Consider the following 16,489-nt stretch of genomic DNA (forward strand, 5'->3'; position numbering starts at 1 on the left):
GGGGTTCAGTAGTACGCGCCCTCGCCCTGCGGACCGGCGAGCCGGAGACCGTACCGGTGCGGCCAGAGCCGGTCGGTCCGCAGATCCATCCCGTTCGTCGAGGTGGGCTGGGGCACCAGACCGCCAGCCGAGCCGTGGAAGACGTACGTGGAGCCGGACGGCCAGTCGAAACCACTGACCACCTCCCCGCTCGCCGCGACCACCGCGTCCAGCCCGCCGGTGCCGTCGAGGTTCAGCAGGGCGATGGAGGCACCGAACCTGTCGTCGCGTTCCGCGCCACCCGGGATCACCGGGTCGTTCTGGTCGAACGACTGGGCACCCGTCCCGGTGAGACCAGCGGCCGAGCCCTTCAGCAGGGTGACCACCCCGGCTCCGGTGTTCGAACCGAGCGCCTCGCCCGGTGCGCTGACCAGCACATCCGCCCGGCCGTCGCCGGTGACGTCACCGGTTGCGACCCTCGCACCGAACCGGTCGTCCTGCTCGGGCTCGCCCGGGATTCCCGCCGTGCGCTGGCTGATGACCCGTACCGCCTTGTCGGAGAGGCCGGCGGTCCGACCGGTGAAGACCGCGAGGACACCGCCGTAGATGCCCGGGGTCTGCGCGTCGGGCACCCCGACGACCACCTCGCCGAGCCCGTCACCGTTCACGTCGCCGATCGCCAAGGGTGAGCCCAGGTACCAGGCCACGGTGTTCGCGTCGCCGGTTGCCGGATAGATGCCCCAGCCGGTGGCCGAGGTGGCCCCGCTGGTCGACACCCCGCCCGCCGAACCCCACAGCAGGGCGACCGAGCCACTGCCCTCCGGGCTCACCATGTCGTTCTCGAGCGGAGCGCCGATCACCAGGTCGGCGTAGCGGTCGTTGTTGACCCGGCCGATCGCCAGGCCGGAGCCGAACCGGTCGTTCCGCTCGGAGGCGCCCGGCACGGCGGTCTGATCCTGGTAGAGGTCCTGGGCCCCGGTCGTGGTGATACCGCTCGCGCTGCCGAAGACGACGGTCACCGAGCCGGCCTCGACCTTGCTGCCGATCGCCTCCCCCTCCGCGCCGATCGCGAGGTCGTCGTACCCGTCGCCGTTGATGTCGCCGGCCGCGAGCGCCACGCCGAACCGGTCGAGGTTCTCCGGCTCGCCAGGTATGCCGGGGGAACGCTGGTTGATGTGCCCGGCGGCATCGACCACCAGCCCGGTGCTGCTACCCGGGAGGATCCAGACCCCGCCGGCCCGGGTCTGGTTACCCGGATCGACCTCGTCCGAGTCGCCGATCACCAGGTCGTCGTAGCCGTCGGCGTTGAAGTCCCCGGTCGCGACCGCGCGGCCGAAGCAACCGCAGCCGCCGCCCTCGGTGGTACCGGTCAGGTAGTCGACCCGCGGCGTGGACGAGTAGCGCACCACGACCAGACCGGTGGAGTTGTACGGCAGGCTGTTCCAGGTGGGCAGCGACAGGTCGGAGGTGGCCGCGATGTCGTCGACGCCGTCACCGTCGAAGTCGGACCGGGTGGCACCTGACCCGGTGACCGGGGTGGTCGCCTTCGGCACCCAGTGGTACTGGAGGCCGACACCGTCCCGGGTGACGAGCCGGACGTCGTCCGCCGCCTGCACCGGGGTGCTGATCCCCAGGCTGGCCACCAGGGCCAGCGCGGAGACGCCGGCAAGCCTTGCTCGCATCAGAACCTCCGGTTTCCGTTGACGGTCGACCGTCGCGTCGGCAAGTGGCTGCACAGTGGAGCTTCGCGGTCAGGGCAGCGGGACGCCGCTCTGCGGTCCCGCGATCTTGAGGCCGTACCGCTGCGGCCAGATCCGGTCGGTACGCAGGTCCAGGCCGTTCGTCGAGCTGGCCTGCGGTACGAGCCCGGTGCCCGACCCGTGGAACGGATACAGGGCGCCGGACGGGTAGCCGGCCGGGTCGCCGCCGACCTCCTCGCCGGCCGCCGACACGACGGCGTCCAGCCCGCCGGTGCCGTCCAGGTTCAGCAGGGCAACGGAGCCACCGAAGACGTCGTTGCGTTCGGATCCACCGGGGATGACCGGGTCGTTCTGGTCGAACGACTGGGCGCCGGTGCCGGTGAGTCCGGAGGCGGAACCCTTGAGCAGGGTGATCACGCCGGCCCGGACCGCCGAACCGATCGCCTCGCCATGCGTGCCGACCAGGACGTCCGCCCGGCCGTCGCCGGTCACGTCACCGACCGCCAGCGCGCCCGCGAAGTTGTCCCCGTCCTCGGGGTCACCCGGCACACCCGAGGTGCGCTGGGTGATCACCCGTACCGCGCTGTTGGAGATTCCGGCGGTGCGGCCGGTGAAGACCGCGAGCAGGCCACCACGGAGGTGCGGGGTCTGGGCCCCGGGGGCTCCGACCACCACCTCGCCGAGCCCGTCGCCGTTCACGTCGCCGATCGCGAGGGTCTCACCCAGATACCAGGCGATGGTCTCCTGACTACCGGTCGACGGGTAGATCCCCCAGCCGGTCACCGACGTGACGCCGCTGGTCGACACCCCACCGGCCGAGCCCCACATCAGGACGACGGTGCCGCTGCCGTCGTCGCCCGATCCGTCGTTCTCGTGCGGGGAGCCGATGGCCAGGTCGGCGTACCCGTCGGTGTTGACCTTGCCGATCGCGAGCGTGAAGCCGAAGTGGTCGTTGCGCTCGGCGCCGCCGGGCACCGCCGCCTGGTCCTGGTGGATGTCCTGTACGCCGGTGGTGGTGATGCCGGTCGACCCGCCGAACAGCACGGTCACCGAACCCGCCTCGGACGCGCTGCCGATCGACTCCCGGTACGCGCCGACGGCCAGGTCGTCGTAACCGTCGCCGTTGAGGTCTCCGGCGGCGAGCGCGGCACCGAACCAGTCGTAGTTCTCCGGGTCGCCGGGGACACCGGGCGAGCTCTGGTTGACGTGCCGGGCCAGGTCGACGACCAGGCCGGTGCTGCTGCCCGGGATGATCCAGACCCCGCCGGCGTGGGCCTGGTTGCCCGGATCCACCTCGTCGGCGTCACCGATCGCCAGGTCGTCGTAGCCGTCGTGGTTGAAGTCGCCGGCCACCTGGGAGATGCCGAAGCAGCCACAGCCGCTCTCGTTCAGTACCCCCATGAAGTAGTCGACCTGTGGGGCGGACGAGTAACGCACCACGACCACCCCGGTCGGGTGGTGCGGCAGATTCGGGTCGCCCGGGTCGCTGCTCGCCGCGATGTCGTCGATGCCGTCGCCGTCGAAGTCGGAACGGGTGGGTCCGCTGCCGGTGCCCGGACTGGTCGCCTTCGCCACCCGCTGGTACTGCAGGATGACCCCGTCCCGGGTGATCGTCCGGAACTCGTCCGCAGCCCTCGCCGGGGTGGTCAACCCCAGGCTGGCCGCGACGGCCAGAGCCGAGAAGCCGGCGATTCGTCGACGCATGACATCCCCTGTTCGCTGCCGGTGACCGACAGGCTGGATAAGTGGATCAACAACTGCCCGGTCGCCTATCGAGCTGATCGGCACGTCGACTCAGTACGGGGTGTGCCCGCCCTGCGCGCCGACCAGGTGCAGGCCATACTGCTGCGGCCAGATCCGGTCGGTACGCAGACCGGCGCCGTTGGTCGAGGTCGGCTGCGGGACGAGCCCGCCACCGGAGCCGTGGAACCGGTACGTGGAGCCGGAACCCCAGCCGGCGTCGTCGCCGTTCACCTCTTCGCCGGGGGCCGCGACCAGGGCGTCCAGCCCGCCAACACCGTCCAGGTTGAGCAGGGCGACCGAACCGCCGAACCTGTCACCGGCCTCGGCCCCGCCGGGGACGATCGGGTCGTTCTGGTCGAAGGACTGGGCGCCGGTGCCGGTGAGGCCGGCGGCGGAACCCTTGAGCAGGGTGACCACACCCGCGCCGGTGGCCGAACCGAGGGCCTCGCCGGGGGTGCCGACCAGGACGTCCGCCCGACCGTCGCCGGTCACGTCGCCGACCGCGAGCCGGGCGCCGAACCAGTCACCGCCCTCGGGCTCGCCCGGTACACCGGACGTGCGCTGGGTGACGACCCGGACCGCGTCCCTGGACAGGCCGCCGGACCGGCCGGTGAAGGCCACGACCAGACCGCCGGTGACGTTCGGGGTCGTGGAGCTGGGTGCCCCGGCGATCACCTCGCCGAGCCCGTCGCCGTTCACGTCACCGATGGCCAGTGCCTCGCCCAGGCGACGGACGGTGGTGCCGGCTTCCGGCATCCCCTGGTACAGGTCCACGCCGGTGACCGAGGTGGCGCCGGTGGTCGACATCCCGCCCGCCGAACCCCAGATCAGGGCGACCGCGCCGCTGCCGTTCGGCTCGTCGTTCTCGTTGGGCGAGGCGATGGCCAGGTCGGCGTACCGGTCGTTGTTGACCCTGCCGATCGCGAGCCCGAAACCGAACATGTCGTTGCGCTCGGAGCCGCCGGGGACGGCGGCCTGGTCCTGGTGGATGTCCTGGGCGCCGGTGGTGGTGATGCCGGTCGGGCTGCCGAACAGCACGGTGACCGCGCCGGCCTCCGTCTTGCTGCCGATCGCCTCTCCGTACGCGCCGATCGCCAGGTCGTCGCGGCCGTCGCCGTTGAGGTCGCCGGCGGCGAGCGCTCCGCCGAACCAGTCCTTGGTCTCCGACTCGCCGGGTACGCCGGGCGAGCTCTGGTTGACGTGGCTCGCCGAATCGAGCACAAGGCCGGACGGGCTGCCCGGGATGATCCAAACCCCGCCGCCCTCGGCCCGGTTGCCGCGATCCACCTCGTCCGGGTCACCGATCGCCAGGTCGTCGTAGCCGTCCCCGTCGAAGTCGCCGGCCACCACCGGGGTACCGAAGCAGCAGCCGCTGCCGGAGAGGGCGGAACCGGTGAGGTAGTCGACCTGCGGCGCCGACGAGTAGTGCACGACCACGATCCCGGCCGAACTCTCGGGCAGATCGATCCGGTAGTGCGGGACTGCGGCGGCCGCGATGTCGTCGACGCCGTCACCGTCGAAGTCGGATCGGGTGGCGCCGGCCCCGGTCATCGGGCTGGCCGTCACCGGCACCCGGTAGAGCTGGAGGACAAAACCGTCCCGGGTGACGCTGCGGATCTCCTCCGCCGCCCGCGCGCCCTCCACCGCCCGTGCCGGGGCACTGGTTGTCAGCCCGACCAGCACGGCCAGCACCGACATGCCCGCAATCCTTCGACGCACCGGAGATCCCCCGCTCGTTGTAAACGCTCCGACATGTTAGGGGAGTGGACCGACGGTGGCGACCAGGTAAACGGGGGATGCCGACCGGCGATTTCAACGCCCCAGGCAGGCCGACACGGCGAGGGCCGAGAAGCGGGCGATCTTTCCTCGCCGGGGAACCCCCGTTTGGTGTCGGTCAACGACAGGCCGGATGGGTGGGTCGGCAGTTGCCACACCCGGTTGTTCAGTAACCCGCGAAGCCGCCCTGCGGTCCGCCGATCTCGAGGCCGTAGCGGAGTGGCCAGACGCGGTCGGTGCGCAGGTCCAGGCCGTTCGTCGAGGTCGGCTGCGGTACGAGTCCGTTGGTGGAGCCGTAGAAGGGGTACAGGGCTCCGGATGGTTGGTCCGCGACGTCACCACCCACCTCCTCGGACGGTGCCGCCACCAGGGCGTCGAGGCCGCCGCGGCCGTCGAGGTTCAGCAACGCGACAGAGGAGCCGAAGAAGTCGCTCTTCTCGGCTCCGCCGGGGATGTCCGGGTGGTTCTGGTCGAAGGATTGGGCGCCGGTGCCGGTGAGGCCGGAGGCGGAGCCCTTGAGCAGGGTGACGACGCCGGCGGAGGTGGCCGAGCCGAGGCCCTCGCCGGGAGTGCCGACCAGTACGTCGGCCCGGCCGTCGCCGGTCACGTCACCGGCCGCGACCGTCTCTCCGAAGCGGTCGAACTCCTCGGGCTCGCCCGGTACGCCGCTGGTGCGCTGGTTGATGACCCGTACCGCGCCGTTGGAGATGCCGGAGGTGCGGCCGGTGAAGACCGCGACGAGGCCGCCAGCGATGTGCGGGGTCTGGGCGCGGGGCGCGCCGGCGATCACCTCGCCGAGCCCGTCACCGTTCACGTCGCCGACCGCGAGGTCGTTGCCGAGGGACCAGGCGTAGTTGTCGGTGCGGTCCAGCGCCCCGTGGATGCCCCAGCCGTCGACCGAGGTGACACCGGTGGTGGACACCCCGGCGGCCGAGCCCCACATCAGAACGACGGTGCCACTGCCGTCGGCGCGGGTGTTCTCGTTCTCGTGCGGACCGGCGATCACCAGGTCGGCGTACCGGTCGTTGTTGACCCTGCCGATCGCGAGCGCGTAGCCGAAACTGTCCCTGGGCTCGCTCGCCCCGGGTACCGCCGCCTGGTCCTGGTAGATGTCCTGGACGCCGGTGGTGGTGAGGCCGGTCGCGCTGCCGAGGAGGACGGCCACCGAACCGGCCCCCGCCGCGCTTCCGATCCCCTCGCCGTACGAGCCGATCGCCAGGTCGTCGCGGTTGTCGCCGTTGAGGTCACCGGTCGCGAGGGCCGCACCGAAGTAGTCGTACTCCTCGGGCTCGCCGGGGATGCCCGGCGAGCTTTGGCTGAAGTGGCTGGCGGAGTCGGGAACCAGCCCGGTGCTGCTCCCCGGGATGACCCAGACACCGCCGCTGGCGTGGGTCTGCTTGTCGGGGTGCCGCTCGCCGGAGTCTCCGATCGCCAGATCGTCGTAGCCGTCGCCGTCGAAGTCCCCGGCAGCGAGCGCGATCCCGAAGTAGTTGCCACCGATTCCGGTCAGAACGTCCGCGAGGTAGTCGACCTGCGGCGCGGACGAGTAGCGGACCACGGTCACCCCGGTCGGGAAGTGCGGAAGTCCGTGGTGGTATTCGGGAACGCCACTGGCCGCGATGTCGTCCACGCCGTCGCCGTCGAAGTCCGACCGGGTGACACCGGTCCCGGTCACCGGAGTGCTGGCCTTCGGCACCCGGTGGAACTGGAGAGTCACACCCTCGCGGGTGATGGTCAGCACCTCGTCCGCCGCGCGGGCGGGGGCACTGATGGTCAGTCCGGCCAGCACGGCCAGCACGGACATGCCTGCGATTGTCCGACGCACCAGAACCCCCGCTCGCTGTGGACGACCCGAGATGTTAGGGAAGTGGACCGACGGTGGCGACCGGGTGATCGGTGGATGCACCCGGTCGCCACCACCCGGCGTCAGCCCCTCGGTACGCCGCCCTGCGGGCCGGCGATCTCGAAGCCGTAGTCCAGCGGCCAGACGAAGTCGGCCTGCAGGTCCTGGCCGTTGACCGAGATGGCCTGCGGTACGAGCCCGCTGCTGGAGTCCTGGAACACGGAGATGGAGCCGGACGCCCGGCCGGAGGGGTCGCCGCCGACCGCCTCGCCGGCCGCCGCGACGACCGCGTCCAGCCCGCCGAGGCCGTCCCAGTTCAGCAGTGCGAGGGAACCACCGAACCGGTCACCTGCCTCCGAGCCACCCGGGACGACCTCGTGGTTCTGGTCGAACGACTGCGAGCCGTCGCCGGTGAGTCCGCCGCTGGTGCCCTTGAGCAGGGTGATCACGCCGGCGCCGGTCGCCGAGCCGATCGCCTCACCCGGAGCGCCGACCAGTACGTCGGCCAGGCCGTCACCGGTCACGTCACCGGTCGAGAGGGTGGCGCCGAACCGGTCCCCGGTCTCGGGCTCTCCCGACACCCCGGCGGTACGCTGGCCGATCACCACTACGGCGCTGCTGGCGATGCCGTTGGTGCGGCCGGTGAAGGCCGCGATCAGCCCGCCGTTGGTGTGCGGGGTCTGCGAACCGGGGGCACCGGTGATGACGTCGCCGAGCCCGTCGCCGTTCACGTCGCCGATCGCCAGAGCGGTACCCAACGTCCGGGCGGTGGTGTCCGCGGTGCCGGTCGCCGACTTGATCGCCCAACCGTCGGCCGAGGTGGCGCCGGTGGTGGAGATCCCGCTCGCCGAGCCCCGCATCAGGTTGACCGTGCCGCTGCCGGGGTCGCCCGTGTTCTCGTTCTCCCGCGGTGCGCCGACGGCCAGGTCGGCGTACCCGTCGCCGGTCACGTCGCCGATCGCCAGGCTGTAGCCGAAGCTGTCGTTGGTCTCGCTGCCGCCGGGAACGTGGCCCTGGTCCTGGTAGAGGTCCTGGGCACCGCTGTCGGTGAGGCCGCTGGCGCTGCCGTAGAGGAGGGTGACCGAGCCGGCCGACGTCTTGCTGCCGATCGCCTCTCCGTACGCGCCGATCGCCAGGTCGTCATTGCCGTCGCCGTTGAGGTCGCCGGTCGCGAGCGCGGACCCGAACCAGTCGCGGTTCTCCGATCCGCCCGGAACGCCGGGCGAGCTCTGGTCGAAGTAGGTGGACAGCTCGAACGCGAGGCCGTTGCTGCTGCCGGGGACGACCCAGACCGCGCCGGCCTGGGTCCCGTTCAGCCAGTCCAACTCGTTCGGGGCGCCGACCGCCAGGTCGTCGTAGCCGTCGCCGTTGAAGTCGCCGGTGGCCAACGCGTCGCCGAAGTTGCCGCCGTCACCGTCGGGCGGATCGACCCCGTACACGTAGTCGACCTGCGGTGCGGTCGAGTACTGGATGACGACCATGCCGTCGAGCTGCTCGGGCCCGGTGTACTGGTAGGCGTTCGAGCTGGCCGCGAGGTCGTCGTACCCGTCACCGTCGAAGTCGGACCGGGTGAGACCGGCAGCAGCCTTTGCCGACTTCTTCTTGGCTGCCTTTTCCTGCGGTACCCGCTGGTGGAGCAGGCTGTGACCGTCCCGCTTGATGGTTCGGGGCTCGTCCGCCGCCCTGGCTGGAGCACTGAGCCCCAGGCTGGCCAAAAACGCCAGAGCCGAAACCCCCGCAATGCTTCGCCGCACCAGACCTCCTGATTGGTTGGGAGGTCGACAGCGTATGGGAGTGGATCAATCGTGGCGACCCGGTAAACGGCGAATGGCGAACGTCGAACGAGTTCGGGTGGGGCTGCGTTATGTCCTCTATCTCGACAGTGCTGTTCCGTGACCAGCGTCGTTTCGCCTGTACGGTGGGCGAAAAGCGGCCGTTCGGCTCGGGTGCGCCGCCCGGATGGCGCGGCTATGTCGGTCTTTGCTGCCAGGTTGGCTGTCGGCACTCGTCGGGCTGCCTTCGCCCCACTGCCGCGATGCAGGTCCCGGCGGGCCGCCCGGTGCGTGCTGCCGTCGTCCGCTGCCGGTTTCCTCCGACAAGATCCGAGATCTTGGAATTTGAGCGTTGTACGCGCGACGACCAGGCGCCAAGATTCCAACTCGGCATCTGGGGCGCATTCTGACGCCGACTCCAGTTGCGGGGTGAGCCGATTCCGGGACTGGCGCCACTCGGCCATTACCTGACGGGCGTGTCGGGCTCCGCCGTACCGGAGGCGACTGTTCTACCCTCGGCGAGATGACTACCGCAGTCGCCACGACCAAGCCGTGGTACGCCGCCCTGCTGAGCCCGTTCCCGATCGTGCTGCTGGGTACCGTCGTGGTCGCGATGATGCTGTTGCTGCCGATCCGCGTACCCGCGCCCGGCGACCATGAGGACAGGTCCTGCGGCAACAGTTTCGCCCTCGACATCGGACGACCACAGGATTACGCCGACGACTACTGGGCGCGTACGTACGAACGCTGTACCAGCCAGCGCATCGGTCGCCTTGCCCAGTCGGTCGGCGTGCTGGCGGTAACCCTTCTGGCCACAACCCTGTCGGTGGCGGTACGACGGCGGCCGGAGGAGTCGCGAGGACCTGCACACTCGAATCAATCGCCTGGGTCGCCGTCGCTGGGTGGACCGGCGACCCGGTAGCCGATTCCGGGCGTCGTCGCGATGACCGGCGGCTCGCCGAGTTTGCGGCGCAGTCGGCCCACCGTCACGGTGACGGTGTTGGTGAACGGGTCAGCGTTCTCGTCCCAGACCTGTTCGAGCAGGCTTTCGCTGCTCAGGAAACCCGGGCTCGCCCGCAGCAGCGCCTCCAGCACGGCGAACTCCTTGACCGAGAGGTTGAGCTGACGCCCATCGCGGACGGCGGTGCGGCGTACCGGATCCAGCTCGATTCCGGCCGCGCGCAGTGTCCGGGGTCGCGCGTCCGGCTTGCGCCGGGCCAGTGCCCGGATGCGCAGAATCAGTTCGGGGAAGTGGAAGGGCTTGCCGAGATAGTCGTCCGCGCCCAGGGTCAGCCCGCTGACCCGGTCGCCGGGCGTGCTGGCCGCGGTCAGCATCAGCACCATCGGCCGGTCCGCCCGCTCGGTGATCATCCGGCACAGTGTGTCGCCGTGGAGTCCGGGCAGGTCCCGGTCCAGGACCACCACGTCGTGCGCGGTGAGGTCGAGCTTGGCGGCGGCGGTCAGCCCGTCGTGGGCGAGGTCGACGGCCATTCCCTGGTCGCGTAGCCCCTCCGCGACCACCTCGGCGAGGGCGTGGTCGTCTTCGACGACGAGGATCCTCATGCCGGCACCGACGCCCGCGCTGCCGGCAGCGTGATCGACACGCGTAGCCCACCCGTCGGGCGGGCGAGCAGGGCGAGCCGGCCGCCGTGGGCAGCGGCGACAGCGGCCACGATGGACAGCCCGAGTCCCGAGGACCCGGTCCGCTCGGCGCCCAGCCGCTCGAACGGCCGCCCGAGCCGGTCGACCTCCCGCTGGTCGAGGACGGGTCCGGCGGTCTCGACGACCAGCACGATCCGCCGCTCGTCCGCGTCCCCGGCGATCCGGATCCAGCCGCCGCTCTGGTTGTGGGTCACGGCGTTGTCGACGACGTTGGCCACCAGCCGCGCCAGCAGCGCCGGACTGCCCCGGGTCACCGCTCCCGGCGGCACCTCGACGGTCAGGTGGAGCCCCTTCGTCTCCACCTCGCCGGACCGGGCGCCCAGGGCCACGGCGACGAGGTCACCGACGTCGACCGGGGCGGCGTCGGGCAGCGCGCCGTGCTGTGCCCGGGCCAGCACCAGGAGTCCGTCGAGCAGGTGGTCGACCCGGTCCAGCTGTGGCCGTACCCGGTTCGCGAGCGCCACCGTCGAAGGGCTCGGCTGGGGCTTGGCGACCGCGACGTCCAGTGACGCCCGCACCGTCGCCAACGGCGTACGCAGCTCGTGGGAGGCGTTGGCGACAAATCGGCGCTGCGCGACGAACGACGCCTCGAGCCGTTCGAGCAGCTCGTCGATGGTGTCCGCGAGATCCTTCACCTCGTCGGCCGGGCCGTCGACCGCCAGCCGCCGCCCCAGGCTGTCGGCGGAGATGGACCGCGTGGCGTCGGTGATGAGCCGCAGCGGGCGCAGTACGCGCCTGGCCAGCACCCGGCCGAGCAGCAGCGACAAGACCGCCATCACGACCAGCGCCACCAACGAGCCGGCCAACAGTTGGCGAGCCTGCTGGGTGTGTACGGCGGCCAGCTGGTCCTCCAACTGCCGGATGCGCAGTTGCGCCCCGCCAGGGCTGCCCTGGATGGGGGGATTTTCGGCGGGGACCACGTTGCTGACGCTGCCGTTGGTGAGCAGGAAGGTCAGGCCGAGCAGCCCGGCATTGGAGACGAGGAACACCACGGCGTAGAGGATCGTGAACCTCACCCGCACGGTGCCGCTGGGCAGCCTGATCATGCCCCCAGCATGACCCGGAGGACCTAACAACAGCATGACAACGCCGGTTCGGGCCGGGTTACCTGCCGACCCGTAGAACCGACGGCATGTCGCGCACCGAACTCCTCCGGCGGGAATGGACCGCGTTCCGCAGCCCTGGCCGCCTGGCCGCCCTGGCCGCCGTGGTCCTCGCGATCATCGCGCTGGGCCTGTTGTACGCCTCCGGCAACCGGTCGTCCTGCCCGGGGCCGTGCCCGGTCACTCCGGTCGCCAGCGACGGTGCCGTTGTCGGCGACAGATTCTGGTTCCTGCATCGCGACCTGGGCCGCGAGGGCAGCATCACGGTCCGGCTGACCGCGATGACCGGGACGATCACCTACCCGCCGCCGAACCACGACCAGATCGTGTCCGGGCTGGTCCCCTGGGCGAAGGCCGGGATCATCGTCAAGGACGGCGTACGACCGGGGTCGCGATACGCGGCGCTCATGATGACCGGCAGCCACGGCGTGCGCTTCCAGCACGACTACACACACGACGTCGCCGGAAGCGCGGGCGGCGTCTCGGCGGAGTCCCCGCGCTGGCTGCGCCTGACCCGGTCGGGCGACACCATCACCGGCGCGGAGTCGACCGACGGCGTGCGGTGGCGCACCGTCGGGGCGGCGAAACTCGACGGGCTGCCGGACATCGTGCAGGTCGGCCTCTTCGCGACCTCCCCCGGCGACCTCACGCTCCGCAGGGTCGGCCTCGGCGGCGCGACCGAGGAGGTCCGGTTCACCCAGGCCGTCGGCGTTTTCGACAACGTCGTCGTCGAGGGCGGTGCCACCGGCGCGTGGAACAGCGAGCCGGTCGGCGAGATGAACCAGACCGACTGGGAGAAGCACCACAACCGGTCGGGAGCGGTCGAGGGCAACGGCGTCATCACGGTCAGCGGCACCGGCGACATCGGGCCGCTCGGCGAGGAGGGCGCACGGAGCGTCGAGAAGCTCCTGTTCGGCCTGGTGATCGGGCTGATCGTCCTGCTCGTCGTCGCGGCCCGCTACGGTGCCCGCACAGCTCGCGAGCCGCTCGCCCGGCCGGTGATCGCCGCCCGGGCGACCGTCGTCGGGGCAGCCACCTTGGTTACCGGTCTGGTCGCCGTCGGTCTTGTCATCCCGGTCGGCGCCGTGATCCTGAGCGGCAACGGCGTCGCGGTGCAACCGGTGTCGATCCTGACCGGCGCCCGGGTGATCGTCGGCGTCGCGGCGGCACTCGCGCTCTGTGCCGTGCTCGCGTACGGGCTCGGGGTGTGGCTGCGCCGGGGCTGGGCGGCGATCCTCGCCGGGCTGTCGCTGGTCGCCTTCCCCTACGCCGTCACGGCGTTCCCGCTCCTGCCCGACGCGGTCTCCGACTGGCTGCTGCGACTCACCCCGGCCGCCGGCTTTGCCGTCCAGCAGACAGTGGAGGAGTTCCCGCAGGTCACCGCCCATTACGCACCGTCGGCCGGATACTTCCCGCTGCCCTGGTGGGCCGGGCTCGCGATGCTCTGCGCGTACACCCTGGTCGTGCTGCGGGTGGCCTTCCAGCACCGCACGAGGAACGTCGGGTAGGTTCGGGTGGCCCGCGCCTCGACCACCGGCCCCGCCAGCCACGGTGTGCGGGCTGGCGGGGCCGGTCGCGTCCTGTCGGGTCACCGGTTGCCGCCGGCACCCTGGGGGCGCTTCCTGCGATCGGGCCACCCGGCAGGTGGGGCACTCGCAGGAGTTCTCACTGGTTCGCCGCCTCGGTCAGCACGTCGAAGCGGACCATCAGTTGCAGGCAGGGCGGGTGTGCTTCGACGTGTGGCCAGGTGCAGGCCGGGTGCTCGTGGCCGACGACCCAGACCCAGAGACCCTGCTCGTCCTGGCGGGTCACGTTGCGGTGGATCCGGGTCAGGCTGAGATTCAGGTACGTCCCGACGGGCAGCGTCGCCCCGTGTGACCAGTCGCCGGGGCCGAGTCGGAGCAGGGCCCCCTCGGGGACGTCCGGCATTTCGACCGCCGGTGTGACGATCGGGGGCCGGTCGTCGTCGCTCATCGCCACTGCCCGTAGCGGTCCCAGCGTCGACTGTTCCAGCGTCGTGCGGGTGGCTGCGCTGCTGCGGTGCGGCGGCTGCACCAGCGACGGAGCCGGGTCAACATGGTCCGACCCGGTAGAGCCGCCGTTGCCCGTACGTCAGCAATGGCAGGTCGAGGATCAGGGTCGGGCCGTTCCAGCTCCAGGTGCGATGGCCGGAGTCGTTGTCGCGGTCGTACCGCTGGCGGCGGGCCAGGTCCAGCACCCGCTGCCGCGCGGCCTCGGCCTCGGCGGCGTCGTGTTCGCGGGCGGCGCGTTCGGCTTCGGCGGCGACCCGATCCCGGCGGCGGGTACGCCACCGTGTCCACAGCTTCATCCCCAGGACCTCCAGTGCTGGTGGGGGTGCGGCGGCCGGGCCTCGGGCAGCACCGACCGCCGCACCCGGCTGGTGGGTGGCCGGGACCGGTGTACGGGGGGAAGTACACCGGTCCCGACCGGAGGCGGACGCGGCAGGCGCGGCCGGAGGCTGGATAGTTCGCGTCCGCCGCGTCCAGTTCAGGAGCGGGATTGATCCCGTAGGTACGTCGTCACCCGCTGGGAGGCCTGTTCTGCCTGCTCCAGCAGGGTGCGCAGAGGTGAGTGGGCGACGCGCCCGGAAAGCAGTCGGGCTCCGTCGGCCTGGTCGAGGCCAGCGATGTGGACCCGGGCCACCTCAAGCGCTCGGTTGATGCGTTCCATCTCCCGCGCCATCTCGCCAGCCTGCGTCATGTCAACCCCAGGTGATCAAATTCGAACGCTAGGTAAGGTTGGATTGGTACCAACCATTGCAGGGGTGTCGATGGACGTCAAGGCCAATCGCTAGATTGGTTGGTACCAAATTTGGGAGGGTGGAGCCGTGCAGCCGCTGTACCGGAAGATCGCCGACGAGCTACGCGCGAAGGTCCTCTCTGGCGAGCTGCGTCCCGGCGATCGCCTGCCGTCCGAAACCCAGCTTCAGGACCAGTACGCCGTCAGTCGGAACACCATCCGCCTGGCCACCGGACTGCTCGTCAACGAGGGTCTGGTGGCGAGTGTGCCCGGTCGAGCCGGCGGCATGGTCGTCCGCGAGCGGGTGACGCTGGACTTCCATGCGAGCCGTGCGGAGATGCCCGGCCCGTACAGCGAGTCGGACGCCTGGTTCAGCGAGGTCCGGGCGCAGGGCTACGAGCCGACGCAGACGTTCGAGCTGCGGATCGAGGCGTTGCCGCCGGACCATGCCCGGCGCCTCGGCGTCGAGAACGGATCGCACGCCGCAGTCCGACGCTGCGTCCGGTCCGTAAACGGCAATATCTCGTCCGTCCAGGACACCTACTATCCGATGGATCTCTGCCAGGAGATTCCGGAATTGCTCTCCCCGCATGACGTCCCGCAAGGCACGACCAGGCTGCTCGCCGAGCGTGGGTACGTCCAGACGGCGTACGAGGACGAGATCGTCGCGGCCATGCCTCGTCCGGCCGAGGCTTCGCTGCTCGCCCTGCCGACGGGAACGCCGGTGCTCACGTACGTACGGACCGGCTTCACGACCGAGCGCGCGGTGCGGGTGTCGGTATCGACGTTCGCCGCCGACCGGAACCGCATTGTGTACACGCTCGGAGATGCCGACGTGATCGCGAGGTTCAGGGCGGGTGGCGACCGTTGATCATCACGCCGGCGCGGATGGTCGATGTCGACATCATCATGGCTTGGCGGCGAGAACGGGTCGACTGGCTCGCTGGGCGTGGCGAGGACCAGTGGTCGATTCCGCTGCCTCGCTCTGCCGTCGCCGCCACGGTCTCGGCTGGGCAGACCTGGATGGTGTGGGACGGTTCAACGCCGTTGGCGACCATCACGCTGACCGCCTACGTCGACGTGGACTCACTCTGGAAGCCCGACCGCGACCCTGATGCGCTCTGGTACCCGGAGGACGATCCCGCCGACGCCCTGTATGCCGCCAAGATGATGATCCCGTTAAAGAACGCCGGCAGCGGACTCGGTGGCGAGATGCTCGACTGGGCTGGTGGGCGTGCGTACGACGCGGGATTGACCTGGCTCAGGCTCGACGCCTGGACCACCAACCCCCGCCTACACGCCTACTACGTACGACAGGGCTTCCGACATGTCCGGACCGTCGAGTCACGGGTCTCAGGGGCCTGCTTCGAACGGCCGGCGCAGCCGTATGCCGGCCTACTCAAGATCGAAACTGGAGTTTAGTCCCGGTCGAAGCCTCGGCAGGCTTTGGCCGCCGCCTTCATATCGGCGGCGCAGGAACGCAAGCATCAATCTTCTGTGGTCGACTGGCAGGTGCAGACCGGAGAGAGGGGCAGGTTCACCATGCCCGAAAATCCTGCGTACCTGCGCATCGTTGCGGAGCTACGCGACCAGATCAGAGCCGGCGACCTGGCGCCTGGCGACAAACTCCCGACCGAGGCGAAGCTCCGAGAGCGCTACGGCGTCTCCACCACCGTTGTGAAATGGGCACTGTCCATTTTGAAAAGCGAGGGCCTTGTCGAGGGTCGGCGCGGATCCGGCAACTACGTACGACAGAGCCGACGCATCACCCGCAACGCCGCCGGTCGCGATCTACGTTCAGCCGCCGGTTCGACGTCACCGTTCGTGCGGGACGCTACCGCCGCCGGACAGCGGCCCACCTGGGAGCACGAGTCCCGGCACGACGTGGCGGAGGAACGGATCGCCGCCAGGCTCGAGATCGAACCGGATGCGCCGGTGATGCGGACGGACTACCGATATCTGGCCGATGACTCGCCGATCCAGATTTCCACGTCGTGGGAGCCGTTGTCCCTGACCGCAGGCACTGAGGTGATCTCAGCAAGGATCCGGGGGCGGTTCGGGATGACACGGGCGTACCGTCCATAGCGGACAGCTTTTGATAAGGACGTGGAGCCATCGGTAGACAGGTTCTTGCGACGGAATCGGTCTCCG

The 16,489-nt window shown here is 70.5% G+C and carries 15 protein-coding genes; 5 read left to right on the top strand and 10 right to left on the bottom strand.

The window, feature by feature from the left end:
* Window positions 1-5 precede the first annotated feature (5 nt).
* The 5 genes from ABGB21_RS33610 to ABGB21_RS33630 form a co-directional block, all read right to left on the bottom strand.
* On the bottom strand, window positions 6-1,661 hold the full coding sequence (locus tag ABGB21_RS33610; protein ID WP_347651392.1) for a hypothetical protein: 1,656 nt from the start codon (window positions 1,659-1,661) through the stop codon (window positions 6-8).
* A 69-nt stretch (window positions 1,662-1,730) separates the two neighbouring features.
* Window positions 1,731-3,383, bottom strand: coding sequence for a hypothetical protein (locus tag ABGB21_RS33615; protein ID WP_347681218.1), 1,653 nt, complete (start codon window positions 3,381-3,383; stop codon window positions 1,731-1,733).
* Window positions 3,384-3,473: 90 nt separating this feature from the next.
* Window positions 3,474-5,120: a hypothetical protein gene (locus tag ABGB21_RS33620; RefSeq protein ID WP_347651394.1), complete on the bottom strand. Its 1,647-nt coding sequence runs from the start codon at window positions 5,118-5,120 to the stop codon at window positions 3,474-3,476.
* A gap of 244 nt (window positions 5,121-5,364) precedes the next feature.
* Window positions 5,365-7,002, bottom strand: a complete 1,638-nt coding sequence (locus ABGB21_RS33625) for an FG-GAP repeat protein (RefSeq protein WP_347651395.1) — start codon at window positions 7,000-7,002, stop codon at window positions 5,365-5,367.
* A 122-nt stretch (window positions 7,003-7,124) separates the two neighbouring features.
* The gene (locus ABGB21_RS33630) at window positions 7,125-8,795 is read right to left on the bottom strand and encodes an FG-GAP repeat protein (RefSeq protein WP_347681220.1); all 1,671 of its coding nucleotides are present in this window, start codon (window positions 8,793-8,795) and stop codon (window positions 7,125-7,127) included.
* A 541-nt stretch (window positions 8,796-9,336) separates the two neighbouring features.
* On the opposite strand from ABGB21_RS33630, the gene ABGB21_RS33635 reads away from it, so the two are divergent.
* Entirely contained in the window at window positions 9,337-9,735 is a 399-nt protein-coding gene (locus tag ABGB21_RS33635) for a hypothetical protein (protein WP_347651397.1), read from the top strand.
* Here the strand turns inward: ABGB21_RS33635 and ABGB21_RS33640 are convergent.
* Together ABGB21_RS33640 and ABGB21_RS33645 are read right to left on the bottom strand one after the other, a co-directional pair.
* Entirely contained in the window at window positions 9,690-10,376 is a 687-nt protein-coding gene (locus ABGB21_RS33640; RefSeq protein ID WP_347651398.1) for a response regulator transcription factor, read from the bottom strand. The genes ABGB21_RS33635 and ABGB21_RS33640 overlap by 46 nt on opposite strands.
* Complete coding sequence (locus ABGB21_RS33645) at window positions 10,373-11,521, bottom strand: HAMP domain-containing sensor histidine kinase (RefSeq protein ID WP_347651399.1); 1,149 nt, start codon at window positions 11,519-11,521, stop codon at window positions 10,373-10,375. The genes ABGB21_RS33640 and ABGB21_RS33645 overlap by 4 nt, the downstream gene beginning before the upstream one ends.
* Window positions 11,522-11,607: 86 nt before the next feature.
* On the opposite strand from ABGB21_RS33645, the gene ABGB21_RS33650 reads away from it, so the two are divergent.
* Entirely contained in the window at window positions 11,608-13,086 is a 1,479-nt protein-coding gene (locus ABGB21_RS33650) for a hypothetical protein (RefSeq protein WP_347681222.1), read from the top strand.
* A gap of 157 nt (window positions 13,087-13,243) precedes the next feature.
* Here ABGB21_RS33650 and ABGB21_RS33655 read toward each other — a convergent pair whose 3' ends face one another.
* The 3 genes from ABGB21_RS33655 to ABGB21_RS33665 all read right to left on the bottom strand — a co-directional run bounded on the left by ABGB21_RS33655 (window position 13,244) and on the right by ABGB21_RS33665 (window position 14,269).
* Window positions 13,244-13,552, bottom strand: a complete 309-nt coding sequence (locus ABGB21_RS33655) for a hypothetical protein (protein ID WP_347681224.1) — start codon at window positions 13,550-13,552, stop codon at window positions 13,244-13,246.
* A gap of 97 nt (window positions 13,553-13,649) precedes the next feature.
* A complete protein-coding gene (locus tag ABGB21_RS33660; protein WP_347651402.1) occupies window positions 13,650-13,907 on the bottom strand; it encodes a hypothetical protein in 258 nt (85 codons plus the stop codon).
* A gap of 179 nt (window positions 13,908-14,086) precedes the next feature.
* Window positions 14,087-14,269 (bottom strand): hypothetical protein, encoded by a 183-nt coding sequence (locus tag ABGB21_RS33665; protein WP_347681226.1) that lies wholly within the window; start codon window positions 14,267-14,269, stop codon window positions 14,087-14,089.
* Window positions 14,270-14,426: 157 nt separating this feature from the next.
* Between ABGB21_RS33665 and ABGB21_RS33670 the strand changes: the two genes are divergently transcribed.
* From ABGB21_RS33670 to ABGB21_RS33680, 3 genes are all read left to right on the top strand, one after another.
* Window positions 14,427-15,209, top strand: coding sequence for a GntR family transcriptional regulator (locus ABGB21_RS33670; RefSeq protein WP_347651404.1), 783 nt, complete (start codon window positions 14,427-14,429; stop codon window positions 15,207-15,209).
* Window positions 15,206-15,760, top strand: coding sequence for a GCN5 family acetyltransferase (locus ABGB21_RS33675; RefSeq protein ID WP_347651405.1), 555 nt, complete (start codon window positions 15,206-15,208; stop codon window positions 15,758-15,760). The genes ABGB21_RS33670 and ABGB21_RS33675 overlap by 4 nt, the downstream gene beginning before the upstream one ends.
* A gap of 75 nt (window positions 15,761-15,835) precedes the next feature.
* Entirely contained in the window at window positions 15,836-16,423 is a 588-nt protein-coding gene (locus tag ABGB21_RS33680; protein WP_347681228.1) for a GntR family transcriptional regulator, read from the top strand.
* Window positions 16,424-16,489: the final 66 nt, after the last annotated feature.

The sequence above is a fragment of the Plantactinospora sp. B24E8 genome (assembly GCF_039871735.1).
Classification (GTDB): Bacteria; Actinomycetota; Actinomycetes; order Mycobacteriales; family Micromonosporaceae; genus Plantactinospora.